This window comes from Vibrio viridaestus (assembly GCF_003856525.1).
Classification (GTDB): Bacteria; Pseudomonadota; Gammaproteobacteria; order Enterobacterales; family Vibrionaceae; genus Vibrio; species Vibrio viridaestus.
Genome location: NZ_RJVQ01000032.1, coordinates 1 through 1,179, shown reverse-complemented (window position 1 = coordinate 1,179; position 1,179 = coordinate 1). Strand labels below are relative to the sequence as shown.

Below are 1,179 nucleotides of genomic sequence, written 5' to 3'. Positions count from 1 at the left end.
TGAATAGCCACCGAGTCAGTAGACACTAGTTAGCCTTTCTTCATACTGCTTTTCATACTCTACAGGCGATAATTGATTATTGGAACCGTGCCTGCGTTTTACGTTGTAGAACATCTCAATATATTCAAAGATATCCATACGAGCATCTTCCCGTGTAGAGTAGATTTTTCGTTTAACTCGTTCTCTTTTCAGTAACTGGAAAAAACTTTCTGCAACAGCATTATCGTGGCAATTACCTCGACGGCTCATACTGGCTTCCAGTCCATGTTGCCTTAAGAACTTGTTCCAGTCGTGACTCGTATACTGACTGCCTTGATCTGAATGTACGAGCACCTTTTGGCTTGGAGAACGGCGCCATATAGCCATTAAAAGCGCATCCAAAACCAACTCTTTAGTTATTCGACTTTTCATCGACCAACCAATCACCTTTCTAGAAAAAAGATCGACAACAACGGCAAGATAMAACCAACCTTCATGTGTTTTTATATAGGTAATATCGGTCACCCACGATTGGTTTGGAGCCGTTGGGTTGAACTCTCTGGCTAATTTATTAGCTGAAATGATATGTTCAGTGCCCGCTTTAGCTCTGGGTTTACGATACCCTCGTTGTGACTGTAAGCCTTCTCGTTTCATCAAGCGATACACTTGATTGATCCCACAGGATTCACCTTCATCTCGTAGGTCACTGTATATCTTTCGATAACCATAAACTCCACCTGATTCTAGCCAAAACTGTTTGATAAGTCCGAGAAGGTATTTACGCCGTTTCTCTTGTTTGCTGTCGGGGTGTTTTAGCCAAGCATAATAACCACTGGGATGAATCCCAAGGACTTTAGACATCCGTCGAACAGTCCAAACAGACTGATTGGCTTTAATAAAGGCGTACCTCAGTCGGACTGGCTTGCGAAGTACACCGCGGCTTTTTTTAATATATCCCGCTCTTCGGTGACTCTTTGTAGTTCTTTTCGAAGCCTGCGAATTTCTGCACTTTCATCGGTTTGAGTTTGGTATTGTGATGAGTCTGGACCATAGCGTTTAACCCAAGCGTAAAGACTATGAGTCGTTGTCCCTAAGCGGTTGGCGACATCAGCCACACTATGACCTTTTTCAGTGATCTGTTTTACTGCTTCAATTTTGAATTCTTCTGGATATCTTTTGCTGCTCATAAGCACCTCTCTG

Annotated in this window: 1 protein-coding gene; it reads right to left on the bottom strand. The window is 42.8% G+C overall.

All coding sequences use genetic code 11. From position 1 onward, the window contains the following. Nucleotides 1-15: 15 nt before the first annotated feature. Nucleotides 16-1,166, bottom strand: a protein-coding gene (locus EES38_RS21600) for an IS3 family transposase (protein ID WP_124939275.1) whose coding sequence is annotated in 2 segments (ribosomal slippage) — nucleotides 16-929 and nucleotides 929-1,166 — 1,152 coding nt in all. Because the reading frame shifts where the segments join, the coding sequence is not laid out codon by codon here. Between the last annotated feature and the right edge of the window lie 13 nt (nucleotides 1,167-1,179).